Source organism: Kingella negevensis (assembly GCF_030177895.1).
GTDB lineage: Bacteria > Pseudomonadota > Gammaproteobacteria > Burkholderiales > Neisseriaceae > Kingella_C > Kingella_C negevensis.
Genome location: NZ_CP123448.1, coordinates 2,030,572 through 2,053,161 on the forward strand (window position 1 = coordinate 2,030,572; position 22,590 = coordinate 2,053,161).

A 22,590-nucleotide genomic window follows, 5' to 3' on the forward strand; every position below is an offset into this window, starting at 1 on the left:
CTGAAAACATGACTACATCACATTTACACGTTGAAGGTTTGCAAAAATCGTTCAAAAAACGCCAAGTTGTTAAAAATTTCTCGCTGGATATTGAAAGCGGCGAAGTGATTGGTTTGCTCGGGCCAAACGGCGCAGGCAAAACCACCAGTTTCTACATGATTGTCGGCTTGATTGCCGCAGATTCAGGCACGATTTTGCTAGACGGCAACGAATTGCGCCATCGCCCAATTCACGAGCGCGCCCAAGCAGGGATTGGTTATTTGCCGCAAGAAGCGTCCATTTTTCGCAAAATGACTGTGGAAGACAATATCCGCAGTATTTTGGAAATTCGCCTGTCCGATAAACATGAAATTGAAACGCAGCTAAACAAATTGCTTGATGATTTGAACATCGGACGCTTGCGCCACAGCCCAGCCCCAGCGTTATCAGGCGGCGAAAGACGGCGCGTAGAAATTGCGCGCGTGTTAGCCATGCAGCCCCGTTTCATCTTGCTAGACGAACCGTTTGCAGGCGTGGACCCGATTGCTGTGATTGACATTCAAAAAATCATCGAATTTCTAAAAGAGCGCGGCATTGGCGTGTTGATTACCGACCATAACGTGCGCGAAACCTTGAGAATTTGCGACCGTGCCTACATTATTAGCGATGGCACTGTATTAGCCACAGGCAAACCAGACGACTTGGTAAACGATGAACAAGTACGCGCCGTTTATCTGGGCGAAAATTTTGATTATTAAACTTTTTCAGGCTGCCTTTTGGTATGCGAAAAATGGTAGGTTGGCTTTCCAAGCCAGCAATCATTCACACAGCTAAACTTATTTTTCAGGCAGCCTGAAAACACAAAATTATGAGTGGAACAAACTTTCAACTAAAACTGCGGCAAACCCAGCAACTGAGCCAAAACATGCAACAATCCTTGCGTGTTTTGCAAATGTCTGGGATAGAGATAGAGCGCGAAGTAGAAGACTGGTTAGAAGAAAATCCCATTTTGGAACGCACCGAAACCCCTTCAGAAGACTTCAGCAGCTACGAAATGCCCCGTCAAACCGTGGACATCAAACGCGGTGTCAGCCTAGGTGATGACGACAGCAGCGCATGGGAAAATCTCGCCCAAGAAGAAACACTAAACGCCTACCTGCACAAGCAAGTAAGCGAGCACCCACTATCCCCCACAGAAGCCGCGCACGTCCACATCTTAATTGATTTTTTGGACGACAAAGGCTATCTCACAGACAGCATTACTGAAATCGTGGAAAACACCTCGTTGGAATGGATGCTGGACGAAGAAGATATGGAAATCGCGCTGGAAAACCTGCAAAACTTTGAACCCGCAGGCATTGCCACCGCCAATTTAACCCAATCTTTGCTGCACCAATTAGACCGTTTGCCCTTATCGCCAGCACGTCGTTGCGCCGCACAGATTGTCATGCACCATTTAGACAAACTCACGCAAAACACGCCCAAAAACGTGAACCGCTTGAGCAAATTGCTGCCCGATTTTGATAATGATACCTTGCGCGAAGCCTTGGAACTGATTACGAATTTGAACCCGTATCCGTCTTACGGTTTCGCCAGCGAAGAACCCACGCAATACGTCCACCCCGATGTGTTTGTGGTGCAAACCGAAGCAGGTTGGCGCGTACAAGTGAACGAAGAAGCGCAGCCGCAAATCAAAATCAACACAGAGTTGTCTGAAGCGTTGCAAGATGAAGAGGCGATTGACCCTGTTTGGCGTGAAAAAATCGCCGCCGCCAAGCAAAAAATGGATATGTTGCAACAGCGCAAAAACACGCTCACACGCGTCGCTGAATATATTGTGGAAAAACAACAAGATTTCTTCCAATTTGGCGAAATCGGCATCGTGCCAATGCTGTTGAAAGACTGCGCCAAATATTTAGAATTGGCGGAATCCACCATTTCTCGCGCCGTGAGCAATAAATATTTGGCTTGTCCGCAAGGATTATTTGCATTGCGCTACTTTTTCAGTCAAAATGCAATCAGTAGCAGTGAAGACGGCGAAGAAGGCATTAGTGCCAACGCGATTAAATCCATCATCAACGAATTGGTGGAACGCGAAGACAAACGCAAACCATACAGCGATTGCGCTTTACACCAGATGTTGCAGCAACAGGGCATTAACATCGCAAGACGCACCGTAGCAAAATACCGCGAACAAATTGGTATTCCTACCGTGCAACAACGCCGCGAGTCATAAATTCAGCCGCCTGAGTTTTCAGGCTGCGTTTTAACCCACCTTATATCAAGGAGTGCATCATGAACTTAAAAATTACTGGCTTACATTTTGATGTTACCGAAGCTATCCGTAATTACGTTACTGAAAAAGTGGAACGCTCTGTGCGTCATCACGATGGTGTGATTTCTGTAACGGTTACTTTGTCTGTGGAAAAAGTGCAAAACAAAGCCGCCGCGCAAGTGCATTTGGCTGGCAAAGATATTCACATTGAAGCAGTTGAAGCGGATATGTATGCAGCGATTGATGTGTTGGTGGATAAAGTAGACCGCGCTTTGGTGCAGCACAAAGAGAAAAATCAACATCATTGATTTGATGTTTTAAAAAACGCAGCCTGAAAGTTTTTTCAGGCTGCGTTTTGTTTTTACGTAGGTCGGATACTTGTATACGACAATTTTTTTGATGAATTGAAATGTCGGATTCAAGAATTCGACCTACAGCTTTTTATTGCACTTCATGCCGCACGATTTGGCGAATAATCAGGCGATTGGGGTTCAACGCTTGGCGCAATCGCTCAGATAACGGGTGTGGAGTGCCACAAATCTGCGCAGCAATTTCGGCGGCGCAAATGGGGGCGGTGGCTAAACCGCGTGAACCGTGAGCGGTGTTGGTGTAGGCATTGGGCAGGTAAGGGCAGGGCGCGGTTAGGCGATAGTTTTTGTCCAGCGCGAGTTTGGCGTACACGCTTCGCATGGCGACAACGTCGCTGAGTGCGCCGACAACTGGCAAGTGGTCGTGGCTATCGCAGCGGACGGCGGTGTGTCCTTTCAGGCTGCCGTGATTGATGTTTTCAGGCTGTGTGTGTAATTCGCTCGCCAAAAATGGGTTGAGCTGGGCGAGTTCTTGTTGGTTGGCGGTGTCGTCTTCTCCGCGCCATTCGCTGCTTGGGTCGTTGTTGATAAAGGTTGCGCCAAAGCAGTGTTGGTTGTGCCACGCTGGGGATATGTAGGATGCACCTGATAGCGCGGTTTTGAGTTTCAGGCTGCCTTCTGTGGCGGTGGCGACGCTGGTTTGTCCGCGTATCATTTGGAAGGGGTAGTTGCGGATGATGGGGGTGGTTTGGTTGTCTGCGCCTGTGCAGATGATGAGGTGGGTGGCGGTGTAGTCGCCTTGATTGGTTTGGATTTGCCAGTGTGCGCCGTTATGGGTGGCGGTGTGGACTTGGGTTTGGGTGTGGACGGTAATGTTTGGGTGCTGCAATAGAGCGTTTACGATGGCGGGTGGGTTAAGCCATGCACCTTGTTGCCAGTATAAGCCGCTTTGGGCGATGGGTATGCCTGCAATTTGGCTGGCTTCTTCGGGCGTTACGGGGCGGTATAGATGGCGATAGTGGGTTTTTTGGGCAAGTTTTTGGTTGCGTTGGGTTTCGCTTTCGTTGTGGTTGAGGTGGAGTATGCCTGTTGCGCCCCAGTTTTCTTGATTGGGGAACAGGGTTTTCAGGATGCGGCGTGTGTAGCCGTAGCCTGTGAGGAGGAGTTCGGTTTGTTCGGTGTTGTGTGGGGAAATTTTGGCGTAGAGCAAGCCTTGTTGGTTGCCTGAGCCTGCTTGGGCGACGCGTTCGCTGCGTTCTAATACGGTTACTTTTGCGCCGCGAATGGCGAGTTCGTGGGCGGTGGCTGCGCCTGCGATGCCTGCGCCGATAATCACGGCGTGGATGTTTTCAGGCTGCGTGTGTGGGTTTTCAGGCTGCGTTTGCCATGATTTTTGGGATTTTGGGGTGTTTTGGGGAATGGCTTGGGTTTGCCAAATGATGTTTTCAGGCTGCGTGAAGTGTTCGTGCAATGCGCTGGCGGCTGCGACTGGCATGAACCATAAGTGGGTTTGGGGTTGCCAGTTGGCGATGTAGTTCACTGCGTCAAAAGTGAGGCAGCGTGTGGACTCTGTGAGTGCGGTGTGCAGTTGGGTTTGTTCTGCGGTGGAGTTTTCAGGCTGCGTGAAGTGTGGGAAATCTGTGTTTTGTAGACAGAATATGAGGTGTTTTGGGTGGTTATGTTCGGTTAGAAATGATTGGATTTCGGCAAATTCGGGGAGGGTTGCCCATGCGTAAATGGGAGTCATGTGGTTTCCTTTTAGTTTTCAGGCTGCAAAATGCAATTATATTTCAAACTGTAAAAATATGAATTCCATTCATATCAATCAGTAAAATTTCCCATTTGTCAGCCCAAAAAGGAAACCGTAGGATTACATTTCATTACAGTTTTTACCACATCTAAGTGAAGTGAAATAAAAATAGGACAAGGCGACAACGCTCGCCGTGTACGTGTAGTACATAAGAGAGTTGGCAACGCCGTCCTATTGCGATTTTACTTCACGCTACAAGGAGCAAAACCATGAGCAAAACTTTACCTTTACGCGCCGATACTGTAGGCAGCTACTTACGCAGCAAAACCTTAAAAGAAGCCCGTGCCAACTTCTGGGTAGGCAAAATTGAACGCAACCAACTGCAGCAAATTGAAGACGCAGAAATCGCCGAACTCGTGCAACAGCAATTAAACGCAGGCATTCAAGTCATCACCGATGGTGAATTCCGCCGCTCATGGTGGCACTTAGATTTTTTGGCGAATTTGAACGGCATTGAAGTGTTTATCCCAGCGTTCCGCCGCGTGTTCCAAGGCGTAGAAGCGCGACAAGAAAACACGCGCGTGTGCGGCAAGGTTTCATGGAACGACAATCACCCATTCATCGCTCACTATCGCAAACTCGCCGAAATCGTGGGCGACCGCGGCATTGTGAAATTCACCATTCCAAGCCCAAACCAAATGTTACACCCATATTTGTGGGACACAGGCGTGTATGCCAATAAAGATGAATTTGTCGCCGACTTGCAACAAGCCTACAAAGATGCCATTCAAGCGTTCTACAACGCAGGCTGCCGCTATCTGCAAATTGATGACGTATACTGGGGTGTTTTGTGCAACAACCACGACCAGCCTACTTTTGAAGATGACAAACGTTACGCCTTGGCAAACGTGCAAGCGATTTTGGCAGACAAACCAGCCGATATGACGATTACTACCCACGTTTGTCGCGGCAACTACAAATCTACCTATTCGCTGACAGGCGCATACGACCCAATCGCCGCCGATTTGTTTGGTAAAACCGCGTTTGATGGCTATTTCTTGGAATACGACACAGAACGCGCAGGCGGTTTTGAGCCGTTGAAACACTTTAATGACAATCCGCACAAAGGGCGAGTGGTGTTGGGTTTGGTAACGTCTAAATTCGCAGATTTGGAAGACAAAGAAGCCGTGAAAGCGCGTATTGCAGAAGCAGCGAAATATGTGCCGTTAGACCAGTTGTGCTTAAGCCCACAATGCGGTTTTTCGTCCACAGAAGAAGGCAATACGCTAACGATTGAGGAACAATGGGCGAAAGTTCGCTTGGTAGAAGAAATCGCCAAAGAAGTGTGGGGTGAGGACTAATTTGAATGCAGCCTGAAAATATAGTGAATTAAAATTGCAATGATACTGCGTTGCCAACGTCTTTATGTGCAACACGCACACGGCGGACGTTGTCACCTTGTCTCATTTTAATTTACTATATTTTTTTGTGAAATTTTGAGATTTTTATTGGGTATTTACATAAAAAATAGCAGCATAATACGGTCTTTCAAATCATTCAACTAAACACAAAGGGAAATAAAATGTTTAACAACTGGACAGAACACACAGCGCACGTGAAAAAATCATTTGGCGAATTGGGTAAAAAACACCCAAAAATGTTGCAAGCCTACGGCGCGTTAGACCAAGCAGCAGCTGCAGAAGCGTTGGACGAAAAAACACGCGAACTGATTGCGATTGCTGTGGCAATTACCACACGTTGCGAAAGCTGCATTAGCGTACACGCAGAAAAAGCGGCGAAAGCAGGCGCGACTGAAAGCGAAATCGCGGGTGCATTGGCAACGGCTATCGCCTTGAACGCTGGCGCGGCATACACTTATGCTTTGCGTGCGTTGGAAGCGGTTGAAACACAACGATAATTTTTCAGTACAGAAAGTGCTATATTTCTGAACCTTTGCAGCCTGAAATAATTTCAGGCTGCTCTTTTAGTAGGAGTAGGACTATGAATAAACTGTTGATTTCTGTTTTATTGGTTTGCGGTTTAACGGCGTGTGCTGAGCTGCAAAATCATTCTGCTGCCTCTGCGGTTGCCAGCCAAACTGCACAAACTCAAACGCAGCCTGAAAAAGCGGCTGGTGTGTGGATTGATGTTCGCACGCCTGAAGAGTTCCAAAGTGGGCATATTCAAGACGCGATTAACATTCCTGTGGAGCAAATCGCTACTCAAATCGCGAATGTGAGCAAAGATAAAAGCGCACCGATTAACTTGTATTGTCGTACGGGTCGCCGCGCGGAAGTGGCTTTGAATACGTTGAAAAATATGGGTTATACGAATGTAACCAATCATGGCGGTTATCAAGATTTGGTTAAAAAAGGGATTAAGTAAATATAAAATGCAGCTTGAAAGTGAGTTTTCAGGCTGCGTTAATCGTAGGTTGGATTCAAGAACCCAACCTACAAAGCACAAAAAAGCAGCCTGAAAACATTTTCAGGCTGCTTGTCATTTCAAACAATCAACAGATTATTTTTTAGCTTTCTTTTGTGGAGGCAAGTCTGTGCAAGTGCCGTTAGCCACTTCAGCTGCCATACCGATAGATTCGCCCAAAGTTGGGTGAGGGTGAATCGTGCTGCCGATGTCCACAGCGTCGCAACCCATTTCGATTGCCAAGCAGATTTCGCCAATCATGTCGCCAGCGTGTGTACCCACGATGCCGCCGCCGATGATGTGACCCGTTTCCGCATCAAAAATCAATTTAGTGAAGCCTTCATCGCGACCATTTGCAATCGCGCGACCAGAAGCTGCCCAAGGGAATACAGATTTAGTGATTTTGATGCCATCACGTTTAGCGATTTCTTCAGTTACGCCAACCCAAGCCACTTCAGGGTCTGTGTATGCCACGCCTGGAATCACGCGAGCGTCAAAGTATGCTTTGTGACCTGCGCAGTTTTCAGCCGCAACGTGTGCTTCGTGAACCGCTTTGTGCGCCAACATTGGTTGACCTACCACGTCACCGATTGCGTAGATGTGTGGTACGTTTGTGCGTTGTTGTTTGTCTACTTCAATGAAGCCTCGGTCTGTAACTGCCACGCCTGCTTTTTCAGCAGAACACAATTTGCCGTTTGGTGCGCGACCTGCTGCCACCAATACCAAATCGTAGCGTTGTGGTTCTTTAGGAGCTTTCGCACCTTCAAATGTAACGTAGATACCGTCTTCTTTGGCTTCAACAGCAACAGTTTTAGTGCTAGTCATGATGTTGTCAAAGCGATGAGCGTTCATTTTTTCCCATACTTTTTCCAAATCACGGTCAGCACCTTGCATCAAGCCGTCCATCATTTCAACCACGTCCAAACGTGCGCCCAATGTGCTGTAAACAGTACCCATTTCCAAGCCGATGATACCGCCACCGATAATCAACATGCGTTCTGGCACTTGACGCAATTCCAACGCGCCAGTTGAGTCCACAATGCGTGGGTCTTCAGGGATAAATGGCAATTTAACCACGCGACTACCCACTGCGATAATTGCGTTTTTGAACGCAACGGTTTTTTTCTCGCCAGTTTGAGTTGCCTGTTCGTATTGAGCAGATTCAGTCAAAGAAACTTCAATGTGGTTCGCGCCAACGAATTGACCGTTACCACGGATGATGTCCACTTTGCGTGCTTTAGCCATGCCAGCCAAGCCGCCAGTCAATTTAGCAATCACTTTTTCTTTGTAACCACGCAAACCGTTGATGTCGATTTCAGGTTCATTGAATTTAATGCCGTTTGCAGCCAAGTGTTTCACTTCGTCAATCACAGCTGCGTTGTGCAACAATGCTTTAGATGGAATGCAACCTACGTTCAAACAAACGCCACCCAAAGTGCTGTATTGTTCAATCAAAGCCACTTTCAAGCCTTCGTCAGCCGCAGCAAATGCAGCAGAGTAACCGCCAGGGCCACCACCCAATACAACCACATCGTATTCAGCGTCAGCAGAGCCAGCGAATTGTGCTGCTTGTGGCGCAGGCGCAGCAGCTTTTGGTGCTTCTGCAGCAGGCGCAGCTTTAGGCGCTTCAGCAGCTGCACCAGCCGCTTCAATCACAGCAATCACACCGCCTTCAGAGATTTTGTCGCCTACTTTAACTTTAACTTCTTTCACCACACCAGCTGCATCAGCAGGCACGTCCATAGTGGCTTTGTCAGTTTCTAAAGTAATCAAAGTTTGTTCCAACGCTACAGTATCGCCTGCTTTGATTTCAACAGCGATAATGTCCACGTTGTCGTGTCCACCAATATCGGGAACTTTCAATTCAATTAAGCTCATGCTAAACCTTTCTATTTAAAATGGCTTTGTGTAGGAATGAAACTCAGGCAAAAAACCTGAATAATGACAAAATCCATTATACTCTATTTTGAAAACAGTTGGCAGGGAGTGAAACAGCAAAACCAGTTTTCAGGCTGCGAGACAAGCATTTTGTGCTAAAATTTTTGTCTATTCTTATCAAATTGCAGCCTGAAAAAGGAAAACTTCATGAACAGCCATTTAGACCAACTTCAACCCTACCCATTCGCCCGATTGCGCGAAGCCATAAATGGCATCATACCGCCCGAAAACCTCGCGCCAATCATGTTGCAAATTGGCGAACCCAAACACCCCACCCCAAAAGTTTTAACAGACGCGCTTACTCAATCGTTAAACGAACTCTCAAAATACCCACTCACGCTGGGCTTGCCTGAATTGCGCCAAGCCTGTGCTGACTGGTTACGCCGCCGTTATGACGGTTTAACACTCAACCCAGAAACCCAAATTTTGCCCGTTTTAGGTAGCCGTGAAGCTCTGTTTTCATTCGTTCAGGCTGCGTTAGACCCGATTGCAGACGAAAAACCAGTCATCGTATCGCCCAATCCATTTTACCAAATTTACGAAGGTGCAACCTTTTTAGGTGGCGGCGAAATCGTATTTGCCAACACCACCGCACCGCGTTTTTTGCCCGATTGGTCAAGCGTTCCAGAAGACAAATGGGAGCGTTGCAAAATTGTTTTCGTTTGCTCGCCCGACAACCCAACAGGCAGCGTGTTGAAACGCGAAGACTGGGCAGAACTCTTCGCGTTGCAAGACCAATACGGTTTCATCATTGCGTCTGACGAATGTTACGCAGAAATTTATTTTGGCGGACACAAACCTACAGGCTGCCTGCAAGCCGCCGCAGAAATGGGGCGTTCGTTTGACAACATCATCATGTTTACCAGCTTATCCAAACGCTCCAACGCGCCTGGGTTGCGCTCGGGTTTTGTGGCTGGCGATGAAAAATTGCTGAAACCGTTTTTGCTCTACCGCACTTACCACGGCAGCGCGATGAGCAACCCCGTGCAACGCGCCAGCATTGCCGCTTGGAACGATGAAGCGCACGTTGAAGAAAACCGCCGCCAGTATCAAATCAAATTTGACCGAGTTGTGCCGATTTTGCGCCAAAAATTTGATGTGAAAATGCCTGAAGCGTCTTTCTATATTTGGCTGAAAATTCCTGATGGCGATGATTTGGCATTCACGCAAGAATTGTTCCGCGCGACAGGCGTTCAGGTTTTGCCAGGGCGTTTCTTTGCGCGTGATACAGAGCACGGCAATCCAGGCAAAGGTTTTGTTCGTATTGCGCTGGTTGATGAAGTGGAAAAATGCGTGGAAGCAGCAGAACGTATGGTTGCTTGGTATCAAAAATAACTTTCAGGCAGCCTGAAAATTCACGTAGGTTGGATTCTTGAATCCGACTTGCGCTAACAAGGGAAAAATGTCGGATACAAGTATCTGACCTACTGCTGAAAACGCAAAATAATCGCAGCCTGAAAATTTTTTCAGGCTGCCTTTCATTGATATAATTGCGTTTCTTTCAATTACCGCAGCCTGAAAACCATGACAACCGAACAAAAATACACCGAAGAAAAAATCCTGTGGGTCAAACACCACAGCCCCAAATACATCACATTTGCCATCACCCGCCCTGAAAGCTACCGATTTGCTGCAGGGCAATTTTCACGTTTAGGTTTCCCCGAAGGCGAAGGCTTTATCTGGCGTGCCTACTCAGTTACGTCCGCCGAATACGCCGACACACTGGAATTTTTCGTGATTTTGATTGAAGGCGGCGCAATGTCGGAACGCTTTGCCAACGTGCAAGCTGGCGACACGATTTTACTCGACAAAACCGCGCAAGGCTTCTTCCTGCCCGAGCGCTTCCCAGATGGTAACGATTTGATTATGCTGAGTACAGGATCAGGGATTGCGCCGTTTTTGTCCATTTTGCAGCAGCCTGAAATTTGGCAACGCTTTGACACGTTGGCACTCGCGCACAGCGTGTCGCACAATGCTGATTTGATTTTTAATCAACAAATTGCTGAACTGGCAGAACACCCGTTGATTGGCGAATATGTGAACAAGCTGCGTTTTGTGCCGATTACCACGCGCGAAACGGACGGCGAACATTTGCATTTCAGGTTGCCTGAAAGTTTGAAAAACAGCAGTTTGGCGGAGAAAATGGGCTTGTCGTTCAACAAAGAGCGTAGCCGTTTTATGATTTGCGGCAATCCTGATATGGTGCAAGATACGTTTAAAACGCTGTTGGAACAGGGTTTTGCGATGCACCGCAATCGTATTCCAGGGCAGATTATGATGGAAAACGGATTCTAAATAAAAAAGCAGCCTGAAATATTTTCAGGCTGCTTTTGATTATATTAAGGCACCAATTTTTCCAAACCACCCAAATAAGGACGTAACGCAACAGGAATGTTGATAGACCCGTCCGCATTCTGATGATTTTCCAACACCGCTACCAACGCACGACCCACCGCCAAACCCGAGCCATTCAACGTATGCACCAAACGGTTTTTGCCATTTTCATCTTTAAAACGCGCTTTCATACGGCGAGCTTGGAAATCTTCACAGTTTGAACAGCTTGAGATTTCGCGGTAAGTATTTTGAGCAGGCACCCACACTTCCAAATCATACGTTTTAGTCGCACCAAAACCCATATCGCCAGTACACAAAGTAATCACACGATACGGCAATTCCAACAATTTCAAAATATTTTCCGCGTGTCCCACCATTTCTTCCAATGCTTCATAAGATTTTTCAGGCTGCACAATTTGCACCATTTCCACTTTATCGAATTGGTGTTGGCGAATCAAACCGCGCGTGTCTTTGCCGTGTGAACCCGCTTCACTACGGAAACAAGGCGAATGCGCCGTCAATTTCATCGGCAAATCATTCAACGACAAAATCTCATCGCGCACCGTATTCGTCAAAGTAACTTCCGCAGTTGGAATCAAATATTGCGTCAATTTCGTTTCATCACCACCGCGCGTAACATGGAACAAATCCTCGCCAAATTTCGGCAACTGGCCCGTACCCAACAACGTAGAATCGCTCACAATATACGGCGTGTAGCACTCAGTATAACCATGCTGCGTCGTATGCGTGTCCAACATAAATTGCGCCAACGCACGATGCAAACGCGCCACTTTACCCTTCATCAAGCTAAAACGTGCCCCCGACAATTCAGCCGCTTTTTCAAAATCCAAGCCCAAAGCCGCGCCCAAATCCACATGGTCTTTAATCTTAAAATCAAACGCGCGTGGCGTGCCAACCTTACGCACTTCTACATTTTCCGTTTCATCTTTGCCCACAGGAACGCTCTCATGCGGCAAGTTTGGCACACGCAACAACAAATCGTCCAGAGCAGCCTGAATATTCGGCAAATCCAGCTCAATTTTATCCATTTCAGATTTAATCGCCGCCACTTCCGCTTTCGCCGCTTCAGCCTCGTCTTTTTTGCCCTGACCCATCAACGCGCCAATTTGTTTAGACACGCTATTACGTTTCGCCTGCAATTCCTCGTTTTTCATTTGCAAAGACTTACGTTGTGCTTCCAATTCCTCAAATTTCGCCGTATCCAACACAAAGCCACGACCAGCCAAACGCGTCGCCACCGCAGCCGCGTCCGTACGCAATAATTGAATATCAATCATGATGTTTTTCCTGAGTAAAAATGAAAAAAGATATTGTAAACGAAAACACACCTTTCAGGCAGCCTGAAAATAATGATTTGTCGCACAGCTGTAAGGTGCGCCCCGCGCACCATTCTTTCTGAATATCGGGTACACAGAGCAATAATTAAAAATGCAGCCTGAAAAATAAGCCCCCTAATTTTGCGCTAGAACGTGGCGTTGCGCCGCCACACCCACGCTTCAAATTCGTGAAAAAACACCTATTGCAGCCTGAAAACAACATTTTGGTAGGGACAGGGTTTATCCCTGTCCATTTCGCCATGCAGAAAAATCAAAAAATTTCAGCAAGTTAAAAAAAGGACAAGGATAAACCTTGCCCTTACCCAATTAAAGTTTCCCCAAAACCTTGCTAAAATGCCGCCCAATTCAACAAACACAGCCTGAAAAACCATGCAACCCAAAGCCCTAGCTATACTCGGCGCGACCGCCAGCGGCAAAACCGCCCTAGCCTTACACCTCGCCCAACAAATCTCCTGTGAAATCATCAGCCTAGACAGCGCACTCGTTTACTGCGACATGGACATCGGCACAGCCAAACCCACCGCCGAAGAACTTGCCATCGCTCCCCATCACCTCATCAACATCATCAGCCCACTAGAAAATTACAGTGCCGCCGATTTTGTGGACGACGGCGTCCGCTTAGTGAACCAAATCCACGCACGCGGCAAAATCCCCCTGATAGTCGGCGGCACAATGATGTATTTTCACGCCCTCACACAAGGGCTAAACACTCTGCCCGAAGCCGACACCACCACACGCGAACAGCTACACCAACAAAAAGCACAGCACGGATTAGCCCATTTATACAAGCAGTTACAGCAATGCGACCCCGAAACCGCTGCACGGCTCAAACCCAACGACAGCCAACGCATAGAACGCGCCTTAGAAGTCTTCCTGCTCACAGGCAAACCCCTATCGCAACACTTTGCCGAGCAAGAAACCCAATCCGCGCCGCTCAATTTGCACACGCTCACGCTTATTCCCGAAGACCGCAGCCGATTACACGCGCAAATCAACCGCCGTTTTGAAATCATGCTAGAACAAGGTTTTTTGGACGAAATGCGGTTTCTGCGCGAAAAATATCCCGAATTGCAGCCTGAAACCCCGTCCATGCGCTGCGTTGGTTATCGCCAAGCATGGGCGCATTTGGACGGCGAAACTGACTTCGCCGAATTTGTTGTGCAAGGGCAAGCCGCCACACGGCAGTTAGCGAAACGTCAGCTCACTTGGCTGCGCAAATTGCCTGCCGATACCGTGCTAGACCCGTTCACGCAAGCGGATTATTTGCAGCAAGCTGAACGGGCGATGAAGCAATTTTTCGCGTAGGGTGTGCCACGCGCACCATTTTTGCCAACAAACCCATTTTCAGGCTGCCTGAAGATTTCGGTGCGCGGGGCGCACCCTACGATTGCGAGACAAGCCAAAAAGCAGCCTGAAAATTTATTGAGAAAACAAATGAACAACAAACCCTTAAAACCCGCTTCACTCAAACGCCGCTTGTTGGCGTTGATTTACGAATCTCTATTGGTCGGCTCGGTTACGATTTTATCGGGTATGGTGATTGGTGCATTCAACACCATTGTGATGCGAATGTTCCCAGCCGTTGTGCCATTTCGCACTTTTTGGACGTGCGCACTGATTTTGTTCGCATGGTGGCTGTATTTCAAAATCAACTGGTTGCGTGAAGGGCAAACGCTACCCATGCGCGTGTGGAAAATTGGTCTGACCGATGTTTCAGGCTGCCGACCTGTAGTCAAAAGATTGCTGATGCGCTTTGTGTGGGCGTGTGTGTTTGTGGTGTTTGTGCCGATGTTGGTTTACGCGGCGGCGCAACATTTTGGGCTGCATGGTCGCGTGGCTTTGGGCGTAGCGTTGGCGTGGTGGATTTTGCCGTGGGGTTTTGCGCTGTTTCATGCGCGTGGGCAGTTTTTGTATGATGTGTTGGCAGGGACGGAATTGGTGGATTTGCGTGAATATAGTTAATGCACTTATCTTTTACAACCGCGCCCCAAATTCATTCCGAAATGGTAGTAATCCTTCAAAAGGGTGCTACCGACTTTTTTTATTCACATTTTTTAAGGATACCCAAAAATGTCAGAAGCTCACATGAAAGCTACGGCTGAAGCAGATTTAGTTTATTGAGTGTGTTTGAGGCGGTGGGCGTAGTGTTTGAATCTGAAGTATTTCATTTGCTGCCTGAAGTATTCCGCAATGCGATTGCGGCTGGGGGGATTACGGCGCTGGTGTTGAATGTGGTGTTGCCGCGTGATGTGCGTGATAAGTCTGTTTATTTGAGTGAAGAGAAATAGTGGGATTGATGGGCTGAAGCCCGTCCTACGCCTCATCTTACGCTTCATTATGCGATTGCTAATAAAATGCAGCCTGAAAAATAGTTTTCAGGCTGCATTTGTTTAGTTTTCGCGTGGAAAATCTAGTAATTGCTCTCTGTAGTATTCGTATTGTTTTTGGCGCAACTGGATTTCTCGCGGCAAGCCATCGGTGGACGAATTAACCAGCGTGTCAAATTTGTCTAGCATTTCGACTACTTTGGTTTGGATTTCTAGCGGAGGGACTGGGATTTCAAGTTTTTTCACTATTTGCGCATTGATATTGCTTTGCGAACCTGTCCCCAAGGATTTTATATATTCGTATTGGCTGCTTAAATAATGAAACGCATAACGGTAATTTAAAATTTTGCTGTTCAATTCAATGTTGGCGCAGGCTTGATTTGTGGTGAGTGGGATTTTGTTGATAGCCACTCTGCCAACCGTTGCGCCATACATGGCAAGAATAACGCAATTTGCGGGTATCATTTTTGCACTTGAGTTTTCTAAACCTTGGGTGGTGATTTTGATTTCTGTGTCTAGAATCTCATTGAAATTCACTTCTTGCGTTCTTAGCCATGGAATATCGCCATCGTAATAATCTGCAATACCTGTTCTGGGTGTTCCGCCTGATGAAATCTTGTTGGATACTTCTGCCAACATTTTCCATGGTGCTTCGCAGCCTGAAAATGGGTTTTGGGGGTGTTTGTAGTCCAGTAATAAATTTCTGTAATACGTGAACTGTTTTTTTCTTAGAGCCAGTTCTTTATTCAGTTCCTCATTTAATTCGGTAAATTTGTCTAATGTGTTGGCGATTTTTTGTTGAATATGAAGCGATGGAACGGGAATAGGTAATTTTACTAATTCTGACTTGGCTAATGCTGGAATACCTGCACCGTATTGTTTTTCCATAAAATCGCGCTGTTTCATTTTCACAAAATGAAACACATAGCGATTAAGAACAGTGGTTTCATCGGGCAAAATCACAAAAGCATGCGCGCCTGCAAAAAATGGGGTTTTTAACCAATTCACAAAACCAGCACTAGCACCGCCTTGGCTAATCACAATTTTGTCCGCAGTATAGTTGTATTCATGCCAATAACCTGAGGGATTAACACCACCATTAATAACGGGGTATTTTCCCGTTTCAGACAATAATGATTTATTGAGTTGAACACCTTTTTCTATTGTTACCACTTCCCCCAGCGTTTTCCACTCTACTTTTTCGCCTTGCAAAAATTTGGCTAAAATTCTGTTGATTTGCATGATTGTGTCCTTTTGTATTTTCAGGCTGCGCTATTTTAGCGTAGTTTCTTTTATGGCAGCCTGAAAAATGGTGCGCATGGCACACCCTACACATCAATAACAAAAAGCAGCCTGAAAAATAGTTTTCAGGCTGCTTTTGTTTTTCAGGCTGCAATTATTTGTCAGCCGCTTTCAAAATGGCATACAACTCGTCTTTCAATGCCAATTTTTGTTGTTTCAATTGTTGCACTTCAGCGTCTGCGGTTGCGCTGGTAACAGGGTTGTTTTCTAAGCCAGTGATTTTGTCGTCCAGTTCGTTGTGTTGATTAAACAGGCGCGCAAAGTGTGCGTCTTCTTGTTTCAATTTGCTGATTAAATCGCGGTATTCTGGGAACATGATAGCTGTCCTTTTTGAGAAGAATAGTAAGAAAAGTTTGAATGTGTGGGGATGCCACAGCATTATTCTATAACACTCAATTCCGTTTTGCCATAAAATAGCAAACAAATTTTTAAACAAGGAAAAACAGATGACTTCAGCAAAATTTTTAACTTTAGACGGCATTGATGGTGCGGGCAAAACCACGCAGTTGAACGTGATTCGTGATTGGTTTGCAGCGCGTGATTTGCCTGTTTTGTTTACGCGTGAACCTGGCGGAACGGCATTGGGTGAGGAGTTGCGCCGTTTGCTGCTTGCGCCTGAAACCAAGGTTTCTTTATACACAGAAACTTTGTTGATGTTCGCGGCGCGTCGTCAGCATTTGGAAGAGGTGATTTTGCCTGCGTTGGAACAGGGTGTGCATGTGGTTAGTGACCGTTTCACGGATGCGACTTTTGCCTATCAAGGTGGTGGGCGTGGTGTGCCTGATGAGCAGATTGAAATTTTGGAAACGTGGGTGCAAGGCAGCCTGAAACCTGATTTGACGATTTTGTTAGACGTGCCGCTTGAAGTTTCGTTGGCGCGAATTGAGGGCAGCCGTGAGAAAGACCGCTTTGAGCAGGAACAATCGGCGTTTTTTGAGCGGGTGCGTGCGGCGTATTTCCGTCGTGCAGATGCTGCGCCTGAGCGTTATGCGGTGGTGAACAGCAATCGTGAAAAGCCTGAGGTGAGGGCGGATATTGAGGCGATTTTGGATAGGTTTTTTGGTTTTGCGGATTAATGAAAAAAGCAGTCTGAAAATGATTTTTCAGGCTGCTTTTTGTTATTTGAAAGTTGCCACTAACGGTGCATGGTCGCTAGGGCGTTCTAAGGCGCGTGGTTTTGTATCCACAAACACGTCTTGCAAACGGGCGGTTAAATCTGCGCTGATAAGCTGGTGGTCGATGCGCAAACCTAAGCCTTTGGGGAACATGCCACCGCGATAATCCCACCATGTGTAGTGTTTGCCTGTGGGGTGAACGTGGCGCAATGCGTCGGTTAAACCCAAATCCAGCAGCGTTTGAAACCATGCGCGTTCTTCTGATGAACAGTGGATATGTTCGTGCCATTTAACAGGGTCGTACACATCTTCATCGCTGGGGGCGATGTTGAAATCTCCAAGCAATACGAGCTGTGGATATTTTGCCATTTGGTCGCGCACAAAGTTTGTGAGTGCGGCAAACCATTGGCGTTTGTAGGCGAATTTTGGGCTGTCCAACGCTTCGCCGTTCACGCAATAAACGTTGATGACGCGTACGTCGTTGGCGGTGGCAGCAATCACGCGGCGTTGTAGGTCGTCTGGCATTTCGGGCAGACCTGTTTGCACGTCGTGCAATTCGTGGCGACTGATGATGGCAACACCGTTGTAGGTTTTTTGTCCAATCCATTCGGTTTGCCAGCCCATCATGCGGAAGGTGGCGGCTGGGTATTTGTCTTGCTCTAGCTTGAGTTCTTGCAAAACGAGGACATCGGGTTGATTATCGGCAAGCCAGTCGATAACGTGGGGTAGGCGGACGTTGAGAGAATTGACGTTCCATGTGGCGATTTTCATGGGGTTCCTTTGTGGATTGGGGTTTTCAGGCTGCGATTTGTGTTGTAGATTTTTTGTGGGATAAATCCCACCTTACGAGTTTCACACAATTTTCAGGCTACGATTTTATTTTCAGGCTGCAATGTTTTCAATACGCTTAACACAGTTGGCGAAATGATGCGATATTGCAAAATGCGCATAAATCGGGTGTGGTCTACAATCCCCATCTGGCGCAGTTTTTCTAAATGCGTGGCAAGTTGTGTGGGCGGTTGTCCTGTGCTTTCGGCAAGCTCTTTCAGGCTGCGAACGTCATCATTCAAATCCAGCAAAATGGCTAATCTTTGTGGATTGGACAGGGCTTTGAAAAGTTGTGCGGTTTCGTTCAAAGTAGGAGTGGGTTGCAAAATGGGCGCGGTTTTTAACATTGTGAGATTTATTTTAATTATCAGTTAGTGGTATTTAATAGCATTTCAGGCAGCCTGAAAAGAGATTTTCAGGCTGCCTGAATGGGTTTTATGCAACAAATATTATTTTGCATTTACCGCGGCTGCTGTTGGGTTAATCAACAATTCAACGCGGCGGTTTTGTGCGCGACCTACGTCAGTTGCGTTGTCTGCGATTGGCTGAGTTGAACCTTTACCAGAAACAGTCATGCGGCTAGTTGCTACGCCTCGTTGTGCCAAGTAGTTTGCCACTGATTGCGCACGGTTTACTGACAATGGGTTGTTAATCGCTGCAGAGCCTGTGCTGTCTGTATGACCTACGATGCTGATTGTGGTATCAACATAAGCTGCCAAAGTTTGCGCGGCTTGAGCCAAAGAGCTTTGCGCTGCTGCTGACAAATCGTAACGACCTGTTGAGAAAGTGATGTTTTCAGGCATAGTCAATTTGATTTGGTTGCCTTCACGTGTTACTTCCACGCCAGTGTTTTTCAACTGTTCGCGCAATTTTTTCTCTTGGTAGTCCATGTAACCGCCCACGCCTGCGCCGATTGCGCCACAAGCCAAAGCTGAGTTACGTGCGCCAGTGCTGCCGTGAGTCAATGCGCCGACGATGCTGCACACTGCTGCGCTGCCCAAGCCATACATGGCGGTTTTGCTCATTTGTTGTTCGCCTTGCGCGTTAGTCATACAGCCGCTCAAGCCCATGGCAGTCGCCACAGCAATAATCGTCATTTTTTTGAACATCATTTTGTCTTCCTTCAATATTAAAGTGTGGGAAAAACAGGAATATAGCGCAATTTATGGGTAAAAAGCAGCTAATTTAACGCAGAATTACTTTTCAGGCTGCATTTGTGATTTGGAAAAACTATGCAACAAAACAAAGCCTGTGAGTGTGGAAGCCAACATCACACTTACCATCACAAACACTGTGCCATTGTGCAACTGCGTGACCAAAAAGCCCACGCAAGACGCAATCAGCGATTGCCCTGCGGATAACATCGCATTCGCGCTGCCTGCGATTTCAGGTTTAAAGTTTGCCATAAACATCGCTTGAGTATTGGCAGAAATCAGCCCCAGCGTGCCAATCGACACCACCGCAAATGGCACGAGCAACCACAATTCAGGCTGCTTGGTTACTAATACAATCGCCACTAAAGCCAAGTTTGCCAAATTTTGAATAATCATGCCGATTTTCAATAAATCGCGCGATTCCCAGTTGCGGCGCAAACCAAACGCCGTTAAATGATTGCAAATCATCATCATCACAATATTGCAGCCGAATACCCACGCATATTGATTGGGCGTGAGTTTGTATAACTGCATATAAACAAACGGTGATTCACTTAAAAATGCCAGCATAGAAGCAAATGAAGCGGCTTGATAAAACAGAAAACCCAACGCAGGCTTGGTGGTTAAAACCGTGTGATAGCGGCTAAAGATATTTTTGACTTGTTCGCCAGTGAGTTTTTCAGGGGCTTTGTTGCTCGGCAAAAAGCAGAATAGCAGCGCAAACATAAGCAAGCCGTAAACAAACAAAAACACGAACACAGCACGCCAGCCGCCAATCATTTGCAAGATTGAGCCAAGAATAGGCGCAACCAGTGGCGCAGCCATTGAAATAATGCCAATTAGGGCAAACATTTGCGCGGCTTTTTTCCCTAGGTAATTGTCGCGAACCAACGCACCGACTACTACGGCGGACATGCCTGCACCCAATGCTTGCACCAAACGCAAACCGAGCAGTTGGTCGGCAGTTTGCACGAAAATCAGGCTGCAACTGGCGGTGATATAAATGCACAAGCCAATCAGCGCAATCAGTCGTCTCCCTTTAATATCGGACAGTGAACCACCGATAATTTGCCCAATGGCAACGCCAAAAAAAAACGTGCTTAGGCTTTTTTCAATGTAGTGAATATCGGAATTGAGCGACTGGGCGATTTGCGGCAAGCTGGGCAAATACGTGTCAATGGAAAAGGGCATAATGGACATGAGCATGGCGAGCATGACTGCCATACGGCGATTTTCTGCATGTGAGTGGGGCATTTTCTTTCTCTCTTTCATTTATGGATAAAATGAAGCAGCCTGAAATTGTTTTCAGACTGCGTTAGAGTGTGGATTATACAAATTATTTCGTTTGCAAACAAATATTTAATACTTCTTCTGCGTGTCCTGCCACTTTCACTTTGCGCCATTCGTGGACGATTTCACCTGATTGGTTTAACACGAATGTGCTGCGTTCAATGCCCATGTGTTCTTTGCCGTAGAGTTTTTTGAGTTTCATCACGCCAAACTGTTGGCAGACGGTTTCATCTGAATCGCTGAGTAGCTGGAATTGAAAGCCTTGTTTGGTGCAGAAATTTTGGTGGGTTTTGACGCTATCGCGTGAGATGCCGACAACGGTGTAACCTGCGGCTTGGAATTGGGGCAGCAAGCGGTTGAAGTCTAAGCCTTCGGTGGTGCAGCCTGCAGTGTGGTCTTTTGGGTAAAAGTACACGACTAATGGGGCGTGGTCTTGGCTGTGGAAGGTTTCGCCTGTTGAGGAGGGGAGGCTGAAGTGGGACATTTTTGTTTCCTTGTGGAGTTGGGTTTTCAGGCTGCGATTTGTGGTTTGCAGCCTGAAAAATGGTTGTAAAACGGTATTGAGTGGGTAGAGCAACCTTACAGTACACGCTCCATCGTATAAATTTCTGTTGTGTACTTAAAAGGCAGCCTGAAAGATTGGTTTTGTTTGCAAAAATGGTGCGCTGGGCACACCCTACGTTATCGCAGCTTGAAAAGTCGTTTTGCTAACACGCTGCCAAAATAGCCAAACTGCCAACCCCAATTGCGTTGGTTTTGCTGGCGCAACTGGGCGCGAAAACGTTGAACGTTGGCAAGATAGGCGGTTTTGCGTGTGCGCAAAAAGCGTTTCACGGAATAGGCAACGATTAACCGCCATGTCTTGAGCTGCAAAATTTGCCAAAGTTCGCGGTATTGCGGTTGTGTGGTTTCGGCGGCAATGGCTTTTTGCAAGCCGTAGAAGATGTCGGCGATGTGGCGATGAGAGACGTTGGCGGTAATGCTGCTGTGGTTTTGGCGGTAGGCTAATAGGCTTTCAGGCAGCCTGAAAATGCTTTGGGCTTGCGGATAGAGATAGGGTATAGTCATGAAGTCTTCGTATAGCTTGCTGCGTTCAAATGTCTGGTTTTGAAAGAGTTTTTTATGGTAACAGCGCGACCAGACGTACCAGCGATTTTCTTGGAAGGTGCGTTGGATTTTGCTATTTTCAGGCTGCATTGGATTGGCGATGTCGGCAAAATAGCTGTGGTATAGGGTTTGTTCTGCCCAGTCGTTTTCGCCGTAAAAAATGGTGGCGTCAAATTCAATGATGTCGGGCTGGTGTGCGTCAATCACGGCTAGGATTTTGTCGATGGCTTGGTTTTGGTAGAAGTCGTCGCTATCTAAAAAGAGCCAATAATTGCCTTGGGCTTGTGCCATGCCTGTGTTTCGGGCAGCGGATAAGCCTGCGTTTTCTTGTGTGATAACGTGCGCAGCAATCGGGCAGCCTGAAAGTTGGGTGTTGATGGCGGCGGCGGTTTGGTCGGTTGAACCGTCATTCACAATGATGATTTCTACGCGGTTTTGGTTTTCAGGCTGCGTGTTTTGGACGATGGATTGTAGGGCAGTGGCAACGTAGTTTTGGACGTTGTAGCACGGCACGATAATGGATAGGGTGGGTTTCATGTAGTTTCGCTGGGTTGATTTGGGTGGACTAGGGTTTTGGCGAAATCTAGCAAACTATCAAAGATTTGGGTATTTTCGGGTAGATTGTCGCTCTCGTTGGTAAGAGTCTTCATGCCTTTGCCTGTGCGGACTAATATGGGTTTGCCACCTACATTGGCAATGGCTTGTAAGTCGCGCAAGCTGTCGCCGACTAAATAGGTTTCGCTGGCTTCTGCTTGAAAGCGGTCGAGGATGTCTAAAATCATGCCTGATTTGGGTTTGCGGCAATCGCATTTGCTGTCGGCGGCGTGGGGGCAGAACCATACGCCGCTGATTTCGCCACCTGCTTGGCGGATGAGTTTGTGCATTTTGGTGTGCATTTCGTTGAGGGTTTGCACGGTAAAATAACCACGTGCAATGCCCGATTGATTGGTCGCCACCGCAATCGTATAGCCAGCTTGGGTCAAAAACGCAATTGCGTCCATGCTGCCTGCAATGGGCAACCATTCATCGGGCGATTTAATAAACTGGTCGCTATCGTGGTTAATCACGCCGTCTCGGTCTAGGATAATTAGTTTCATGTTG

At 47.1% G+C, this 22,590-nt stretch carries 24 protein-coding genes; 12 read left to right on the forward strand and 12 right to left on the reverse strand.

The annotated features are described in order from the left end of the window. Nucleotides 1-8: 8 nt before the first annotated feature. From lptB to hpf, 3 genes are all read left to right on the forward strand, one after another. Entirely contained in the window at nucleotides 9-737 is a 729-nt protein-coding gene (gene lptB, locus QEO93_RS11080; RefSeq protein ID WP_032137397.1) for an LPS export ABC transporter ATP-binding protein, read from the forward strand. A gap of 110 nt (nucleotides 738-847) precedes the next feature. Continuing rightward, a complete protein-coding gene (gene rpoN / locus QEO93_RS11085) occupies nucleotides 848-2,215 on the forward strand; it encodes an RNA polymerase factor sigma-54 (protein ID WP_085815437.1) in 1,368 nt (455 codons plus the stop codon). Between the two features lie 59 nt (nucleotides 2,216-2,274). Further along, complete coding sequence (gene hpf, locus QEO93_RS11090; RefSeq protein WP_032137398.1) at nucleotides 2,275-2,562, forward strand: ribosome hibernation-promoting factor, HPF/YfiA family; 288 nt, start codon at nucleotides 2,275-2,277, stop codon at nucleotides 2,560-2,562. Nucleotides 2,563-2,695: 133 nt separating this feature from the next. On the opposite strand, the gene mnmC1 is transcribed toward hpf, so the two are convergent. After that, on the reverse strand, nucleotides 2,696-4,309 hold the full coding sequence (gene mnmC1, locus QEO93_RS11095; RefSeq protein ID WP_032137399.1) for an FAD-dependent 5-carboxymethylaminomethyl-2-thiouridine(34) oxidoreductase MnmC1: 1,614 nt from the start codon (nucleotides 4,307-4,309) through the stop codon (nucleotides 2,696-2,698). A gap of 272 nt (nucleotides 4,310-4,581) precedes the next feature. Here mnmC1 and QEO93_RS11100 point away from each other — a divergent pair, with 272 nt between their 5' ends. The 3 genes from QEO93_RS11100 to QEO93_RS11110 all read left to right on the forward strand — a co-directional run bounded on the left by QEO93_RS11100 (nucleotide 4,582) and on the right by QEO93_RS11110 (nucleotide 6,697). Continuing rightward, complete coding sequence (locus QEO93_RS11100) at nucleotides 4,582-5,673, forward strand: 5-methyltetrahydropteroyltriglutamate--homocysteine S-methyltransferase (protein ID WP_032137400.1); 1,092 nt, start codon at nucleotides 4,582-4,584, stop codon at nucleotides 5,671-5,673. Between the two features lie 221 nt (nucleotides 5,674-5,894). Further along, a complete protein-coding gene (locus QEO93_RS11105; RefSeq protein WP_032137401.1) occupies nucleotides 5,895-6,230 on the forward strand; it encodes a carboxymuconolactone decarboxylase family protein in 336 nt (111 codons plus the stop codon). An 83-nt stretch (nucleotides 6,231-6,313) separates the two neighbouring features. After that, on the forward strand, nucleotides 6,314-6,697 hold the full coding sequence (locus QEO93_RS11110) for a rhodanese-like domain-containing protein (RefSeq protein ID WP_081906957.1): 384 nt from the start codon (nucleotides 6,314-6,316) through the stop codon (nucleotides 6,695-6,697). Nucleotides 6,698-6,832: 135 nt separating this feature from the next. Here QEO93_RS11110 and lpdA read toward each other — a convergent pair whose 3' ends face one another. Continuing rightward, nucleotides 6,833-8,614, reverse strand: a complete 1,782-nt coding sequence (lpdA, locus tag QEO93_RS11115; RefSeq protein WP_032137402.1) for a dihydrolipoyl dehydrogenase — start codon at nucleotides 8,612-8,614, stop codon at nucleotides 6,833-6,835. A 207-nt stretch (nucleotides 8,615-8,821) separates the two neighbouring features. On the opposite strand from lpdA, the gene dapC reads away from it, so the two are divergent. Next, a complete protein-coding gene (dapC, locus tag QEO93_RS11120; protein WP_032137403.1) occupies nucleotides 8,822-10,009 on the forward strand; it encodes a succinyldiaminopimelate transaminase in 1,188 nt (395 codons plus the stop codon). 189 nt (nucleotides 10,010-10,198) lie between these two features. Next, nucleotides 10,199-10,969 (forward strand): ferredoxin--NADP reductase, encoded by a 771-nt coding sequence (locus QEO93_RS11125; protein ID WP_032137404.1) that lies wholly within the window; start codon nucleotides 10,199-10,201, stop codon nucleotides 10,967-10,969. Between the two features lie 44 nt (nucleotides 10,970-11,013). Here the strand turns inward: QEO93_RS11125 and serS are convergent, their stop codons facing one another. Beyond that, nucleotides 11,014-12,306, reverse strand: a complete 1,293-nt coding sequence (gene serS, locus QEO93_RS11130; protein WP_032137405.1) for a serine--tRNA ligase — start codon at nucleotides 12,304-12,306, stop codon at nucleotides 11,014-11,016. A gap of 429 nt (nucleotides 12,307-12,735) precedes the next feature. Between serS and miaA the strand changes: the two genes are divergently transcribed. From miaA to QEO93_RS11145, 3 genes are all read left to right on the forward strand, one after another. After that, nucleotides 12,736-13,671 (forward strand): tRNA (adenosine(37)-N6)-dimethylallyltransferase MiaA, encoded by a 936-nt coding sequence (gene miaA, locus QEO93_RS11135; RefSeq protein WP_085815438.1) that lies wholly within the window; start codon nucleotides 12,736-12,738, stop codon nucleotides 13,669-13,671. A gap of 3 nt (nucleotides 13,672-13,674) precedes the next feature. Beyond that, complete coding sequence (locus QEO93_RS11140; RefSeq protein ID WP_342446731.1) at nucleotides 13,675-14,328, forward strand: RDD family protein; 654 nt, start codon at nucleotides 13,675-13,677, stop codon at nucleotides 14,326-14,328. A gap of 155 nt (nucleotides 14,329-14,483) precedes the next feature. Then, nucleotides 14,484-14,654 (forward strand): hypothetical protein, encoded by a 171-nt coding sequence (locus QEO93_RS11145; RefSeq protein ID WP_209434855.1) that lies wholly within the window; start codon nucleotides 14,484-14,486, stop codon nucleotides 14,652-14,654. 102 nt (nucleotides 14,655-14,756) lie between these two features. Here the strand turns inward: QEO93_RS11145 and QEO93_RS11150 are convergent, their stop codons facing one another. Beyond that, nucleotides 14,757-15,935 (reverse strand): restriction endonuclease subunit S, encoded by a 1,179-nt coding sequence (locus tag QEO93_RS11150; protein ID WP_032137407.1) that lies wholly within the window; start codon nucleotides 15,933-15,935, stop codon nucleotides 14,757-14,759. Between the two features lie 154 nt (nucleotides 15,936-16,089). Beyond that, on the reverse strand, nucleotides 16,090-16,311 hold the full coding sequence (locus QEO93_RS11155) for an HP1242/YdcH family protein (protein ID WP_032137408.1): 222 nt from the start codon (nucleotides 16,309-16,311) through the stop codon (nucleotides 16,090-16,092). A gap of 130 nt (nucleotides 16,312-16,441) precedes the next feature. Between QEO93_RS11155 and tmk the strand changes: the two genes are divergently transcribed. Then, nucleotides 16,442-17,071 carry a dTMP kinase gene (gene tmk / locus QEO93_RS11160; RefSeq protein ID WP_032137409.1) on the forward strand — a complete coding sequence of 210 codons (630 nt, stop codon included), beginning with the start codon at nucleotides 16,442-16,444 and terminating at the stop codon, nucleotides 17,069-17,071. Between the two features lie 42 nt (nucleotides 17,072-17,113). Here tmk and xth read toward each other — a convergent pair whose 3' ends face one another. The 7 genes from xth to gmhB all read right to left on the reverse strand — a co-directional run bounded on the left by xth (nucleotide 17,114) and on the right by gmhB (nucleotide 22,586). After that, nucleotides 17,114-17,881, reverse strand: coding sequence for an exodeoxyribonuclease III (gene xth / locus QEO93_RS11165; protein ID WP_032137410.1), 768 nt, complete (start codon nucleotides 17,879-17,881; stop codon nucleotides 17,114-17,116). 92 nt (nucleotides 17,882-17,973) lie between these two features. Continuing rightward, nucleotides 17,974-18,285, reverse strand: a complete 312-nt coding sequence (locus QEO93_RS11170) for an ArsR/SmtB family transcription factor (RefSeq protein WP_044250248.1) — start codon at nucleotides 18,283-18,285, stop codon at nucleotides 17,974-17,976. 102 nt (nucleotides 18,286-18,387) lie between these two features. Next, nucleotides 18,388-19,050 (reverse strand): YiaD family glycine zipper/OmpA-like lipoprotein, encoded by a 663-nt coding sequence (locus tag QEO93_RS11175; RefSeq protein WP_032137411.1) that lies wholly within the window; start codon nucleotides 19,048-19,050, stop codon nucleotides 18,388-18,390. 84 nt (nucleotides 19,051-19,134) lie between these two features. Further along, complete coding sequence (locus tag QEO93_RS11180) at nucleotides 19,135-20,346, reverse strand: multidrug effflux MFS transporter (protein ID WP_245190654.1); 1,212 nt, start codon at nucleotides 20,344-20,346, stop codon at nucleotides 19,135-19,137. A gap of 82 nt (nucleotides 20,347-20,428) precedes the next feature. Further along, nucleotides 20,429-20,866 (reverse strand): peroxiredoxin, encoded by a 438-nt coding sequence (locus QEO93_RS11185; RefSeq protein WP_032137412.1) that lies wholly within the window; start codon nucleotides 20,864-20,866, stop codon nucleotides 20,429-20,431. Between the two features lie 197 nt (nucleotides 20,867-21,063). After that, complete coding sequence (locus QEO93_RS11190) at nucleotides 21,064-22,026, reverse strand: glycosyltransferase family 2 protein (RefSeq protein ID WP_085815439.1); 963 nt, start codon at nucleotides 22,024-22,026, stop codon at nucleotides 21,064-21,066. Next, the gene (gmhB, locus tag QEO93_RS11195; protein ID WP_032137414.1) at nucleotides 22,023-22,586 is read right to left on the reverse strand and encodes a D-glycero-beta-D-manno-heptose 1,7-bisphosphate 7-phosphatase; all 564 of its coding nucleotides are present in this window, start codon (nucleotides 22,584-22,586) and stop codon (nucleotides 22,023-22,025) included. Before gmhB ends, QEO93_RS11190 begins: the two co-directional genes overlap by 4 nt. Nucleotides 22,587-22,590: the final 4 nt, after the last annotated feature.